Source organism: Dehalococcoidales bacterium (assembly GCA_028716225.1).
In the GTDB taxonomy this organism is placed as follows: domain Bacteria; phylum Chloroflexota; class Dehalococcoidia; order Dehalococcoidales; family UBA5760; genus UBA5760.
On record JAQUQE010000079.1, the window covers coordinates 1 to 4,615 of the forward strand.

A 4,615-nucleotide genomic window follows, 5' to 3' on the forward strand; every position below is an offset into this window, starting at 1 on the left:
GACCCCCGACGGCCTGCCCGGCCACTTCGACCGCCTCAACCCGCTCTATCTTCTCCTCATCTTCCGCTACGATGGGCAGCTCGACAAAGAAGGTGGCCCCCTTGCCCTCCTCACTCTCGGCATACAGCGCGCCATTATGCTCGGCGACGATGCCGTGGGCCAGGCTCAGTCCCAGGCCGGTCCCTTCACCCACCTCCCTGGTGGTGAAGAAGGGGTCGAATATCCTCTCCAGGTTCTCCTTGGCGATACCCGGCCCGTCATCGGCAAACGATATCCGTATCCTATCGCCGGCCCGCTCCGTCCTGATGACAAGCCTGCCCCTGCCGTGGGCCTTCTTCATCGCCGTCTCGGCATTGACGATGATGTTGAGGAATACCTGCTGGAGCTGGCCGGCATCGGCCACCGTCCAGGGCAGTTCGGCATCGAGCAGGGTAATCACCTCGATGTTGGAGGTCTCCAGGGCGTACTTACGCAGCGCCAGGGTGCTTTCGATTATCTTGTTGATGCCGGTATAGGTCCGCTCCGGCTTGTGCTGGCGGGCGAAGATAAGCAGCCTCTTCACAATGTCGGCGGCCCTCTTGGCACCGCTGTGGATAATCTCCACGTCCTTCCTCAAGTCTTCGGGCAGGTCCTTTTCCATCAGCAGCTCGGAGAAGCCGATCACACTGGTTAGTGGGTTGTTTATCTCGTGGGCGATGCCGGAGGCCATCTCGCCCACCGATGCCAGGCGGCTGGCCACCTGGGCCTTCCTCTCCATCTCCCGCTTCTCTGCCTCCGTCTTTTTCTGTTCGGTGATGTCGGTCACGTAGCCGTGATGGTACTTGACCGCTCCTTCGTCATCTCTGACCAGCATCGTGTGCTCATGCACCCACTTGATTTCACCATCCTTGGTCAGGATGCGGTACTCACCGATCAATATCCTCTGCCCCTTCCTCCGTTCGGCCCTTTCGTTTGCTTCAGCTATTCGAGGAAGGTCATCGGGATGTAACATATCCGCAAATAGGTGCTTACCATCCATCAGTTCTGCGGCGGTATAGCCCAGCAGGTCGTATACGTTGAGAGAGACGTAATCGATGGGCCAGCCGTAGGTGGCAATCCATCTGAAGACAACGGTAGGACCACTTACAAAAAGGTTTCTCTCCTGTTTCAGCTCATCTTCTGCCCTCTTACGATCGGTAATATCATGATATAAGACCTGGGTTTCGGGTTTATTGTCCCATACCACTTCTTTTCGGAATACCTCAAGATGGCGGACTTCCCTGTCCTTACGAATGATGCTTACAATATAGCCATCCGGGACAAATTCACCCAGTTTCCTCTTCCTCCGCCTTTCCCTATGCTCGGCATAGCTTGCAGGGGAATAGCGCTGTCTAATTGGAACAGTATTCAACTCCTCCATGCTATCGTAACCGTATATGTCCAGCAGTACCCTGTTAGTATAGAGAGTATCGCCATTCTCACTCACGATACGTATACCCAGAGGGGAATTGTCCAGAGAGTTGCGGAAGTTCTCCTGGGATATTTTCCGCTCGATAAGATTCCAGGTCTCATTAAGCAAAGAGGTTAGTGCATCGACATCCGAATCATCGTATTCGGATTCTTTATTGGCTACGGCAGCCACAGCAACTATTTTGCCTCCACTGAAAACAGGTATACTGAGGAAGCGTTTAATAGGAACATGACCTTCGGGGTATCCCTTTTTATGCTCTAAAGTGGCATCATAATCGTTAACTACTATAGGACGGCGTTGTCTTATCACTTCACCCCAGAGGCCTGCTTCGGCAATAGTATAATGCACAGGTTTTTCTTCAGTGGCACACTGCTCCATAGTCCCCTTAGACCATTTATGGATAGTCATCACACTTTCATCCGCATTCATCATGCCAATAAAAGCGAAGTGACTTTGCAGAGATATTTGGCTAGCCTCCAACATGCAATCCATATAATCGGATATGGATTTGGTTTCATCTTCTGCCATTCGATACAGTTCAAGGAGACTTTGCACATGTCTTGTATTTAGCAGGATTTTCTTCTCCGCCCGCTTGCGCTCGGTAATATCGCGGATAATGGCAATGACCACCGGATTCCCCTGATATACCGTATTATTAGCATGCACCTCTACGAAGATGTGATGTCCATCCCGACTCACTATGGTTGCTTCATAGGTCTCAGGAACCTTCTCACCGGACATCCTTCTGAGATGTCGTTCCATTAATATGGCTTTCTCTTCCGGGGGGGAGAAATCCACGAATTTTCGCCCTACTGCCTCTTCAGGCGCAAAGCCGGTCATCTTTGACATCTTCGTATTGATAAACCGGAGTATGCCATTCTCAATAATAATGATGCCATCATTACTATTCTCTACCAGAGATGAATACTTTGCCTCGGATTGCTTTATTACCTCCTCTGCCTGCTTACGGTCGGTGATGTCAGTATTAAAGCCGTACCAGACAATACTGCCATCGGTTTGAGCTTCGGGGACAGAGTGCCCCCAAAGGGTCCTAATACCTTTACCAGGGAGCTTTACTCGGTATTCGCACTCCCACGGCGTCATCTCCCGGGCGGATTGCTCGATAGAATCAGTTACTCTCTTAATATCCTCTGGCACGATGACCTTGGCAACGGGGGCAAAGCTTTCTTTTACGTCTTCCGGTGTACAGCCAAAAATACCCTTGATGGCATCGTTAGAGAAAGGTACGGAGTAAGTACCATCCGGCATTCTCTTGAATTGATAAAGCATACCGGGGACTTGAGAAGCAAAATACTTCAATTCGCGATTCTGTTGGGATATTTTAGCTTCAGTCAGAACGCGTTTGGTGATGTCAACCAACCCTCCATAGAGACGGAGACACTCTGGGCTTTTGGTGTCCGTAACACACTGGGCATAGGAAGCGACCCAAACAATCTCACCATTCTTGTGGCGGAGGCGCAGTTCACAGGTGGATGTCTGCCCTGGCCGGAGCCCGATAACGTTCTTGTCAAATAGTGGCATATCCTCATCTACTACCAGAAAGCGCCAGCAAGATTGTGCCTTGATCTCGCCAATTTTGTACCCCATGATGCGTTTTGTGGCGCCAGACAGCCAGTTGAACGAATAGGCCGCACCCTGCTTGCTCAGACAGGAATAAGTAATATCGGATGTTATGGATGAGACATGCCGGAACTTATCCTCACTATCGCGCAGATCATCCTCGGCTTTCTTGCGCTCGGTTACATTATCATCAATCACTAATATGGCTGGTTTTGCTTTCCAGGTTATTTTAGCTACATGCCTATCTAACCACTTAACTTCACCATTCTTGTTTATGATTCGGAATGAATAATAATCTGGAATATCCCCACCTTTTAGTCTTTCCGATAGATATTCTCGTACACTCTCCTTATCCTCAGGATGAATCAAACTAAAACTATCGATGGATTTAAGTTCGTCCGCTGAGTAACCAAGTAATATTTCAGTATAATGATTCGTGTATATGATCTTTCCATCTTGTACGAGTGATACAGCAATCGGAATATTCTCAATAAGAAGACGATATTTTTCCTCTGACTCCCTCAGTGCTTTACTCATATGGTTGCGTTCAATAGAATAGCGTATGACACGCCATAGTACTGTCCCATCTATCTCTCCCTTGAGCAGATAGTCCTGAGCACCATGGCTTAATGACGCGTAAGCAGTTGACTTGTCATTGAGACCGGTTAGGACCACGATGGGAGTCACCTGTGTACCCAGCCGCCTTATAGTTTCCAACCCTTGACTATCAGGTAGCCCCAGATCGAGAAGAATGACATCGAATTCCTGCCGGGATAAGTAATCCATCCCATCTGAAAGCCGTGCGGCTACCTCAAGGCTATATCGAGCCTCTTTCATCTCTGACAAGTACTCTTGTATCAGGCGGGCGTCACCAGGATTGTCCTCAATTAGCAGTATTCTGATCATTTCCACAGTCATTTTCGTCCATCGGGCGGAAGCTTGACGACGGTGAACCAGAAGTCCTCAATCGCCCTGACCACTTCCATGAACTGCCCGAAATCAACCGGCTTGGTTATGTAGCAGTTGGCATGAAGGTTATAGGATTTGATGATGTCCTCTTCATCTTTTGATATGGTTAGAATGACCACCGGGATGCGTTTCAGGTCAGGGTCTTCTTTTATTTCAGCCAGTACTTCCCGACCATCCTTCTTAGGAAGGTTTAAGTCGAGTAAAATCAGGTCAGGACGGACGGCATCGGCATACTTATCCTGACGCCGTAGGAAAGCCATGGCCTCAACACCATCATTGACTACATACATATTATTAGCCACCTTGGCGTCCTTGAGAGCTTCTTCTGCAAGACGCACGTCACCCGCGTTATCCTCCACCATTAGTATTTCAACCGTCTTACCTTTCTTTGCCTCAGTCACGGTATATTCGCCTCCTTCCCCTGTTCAATAATCGGCAGGGTAAAATAGAAAGTGCTGCCCTTGCCTAACTCGGATTCTATCCATATTTGGGGTCGGATGTCAATAACGGACACCAAACCTATCATGCTGCCAGCAGTCCTGCATGGTATCTCTGCTCATATACCACGGGTGACAGGAATCCAAGTCTTGCCTGTCGGCGTTGCCGTTTATAGAA

General features: G+C 49.3%; 2 protein-coding genes. Both read right to left on the reverse strand.

What is annotated here, in order from left to right; genetic code table 11:
• The coding region (locus tag PHI12_13555) for a PAS domain S-box protein (GenBank protein MDD5511818.1) at positions 1–3,949 on the reverse strand (3,949 nt) is incomplete at its 3' end.
• Positions 3,946–4,401 (reverse strand): response regulator, encoded by a 456-nt coding sequence (locus PHI12_13560; GenBank protein ID MDD5511819.1) that lies wholly within the window; start codon positions 4,399–4,401, stop codon positions 3,946–3,948. The genes PHI12_13560 and PHI12_13555, both read right to left, overlap by 4 nt.
• Positions 4,402–4,615 lie beyond the last annotated feature (214 nt).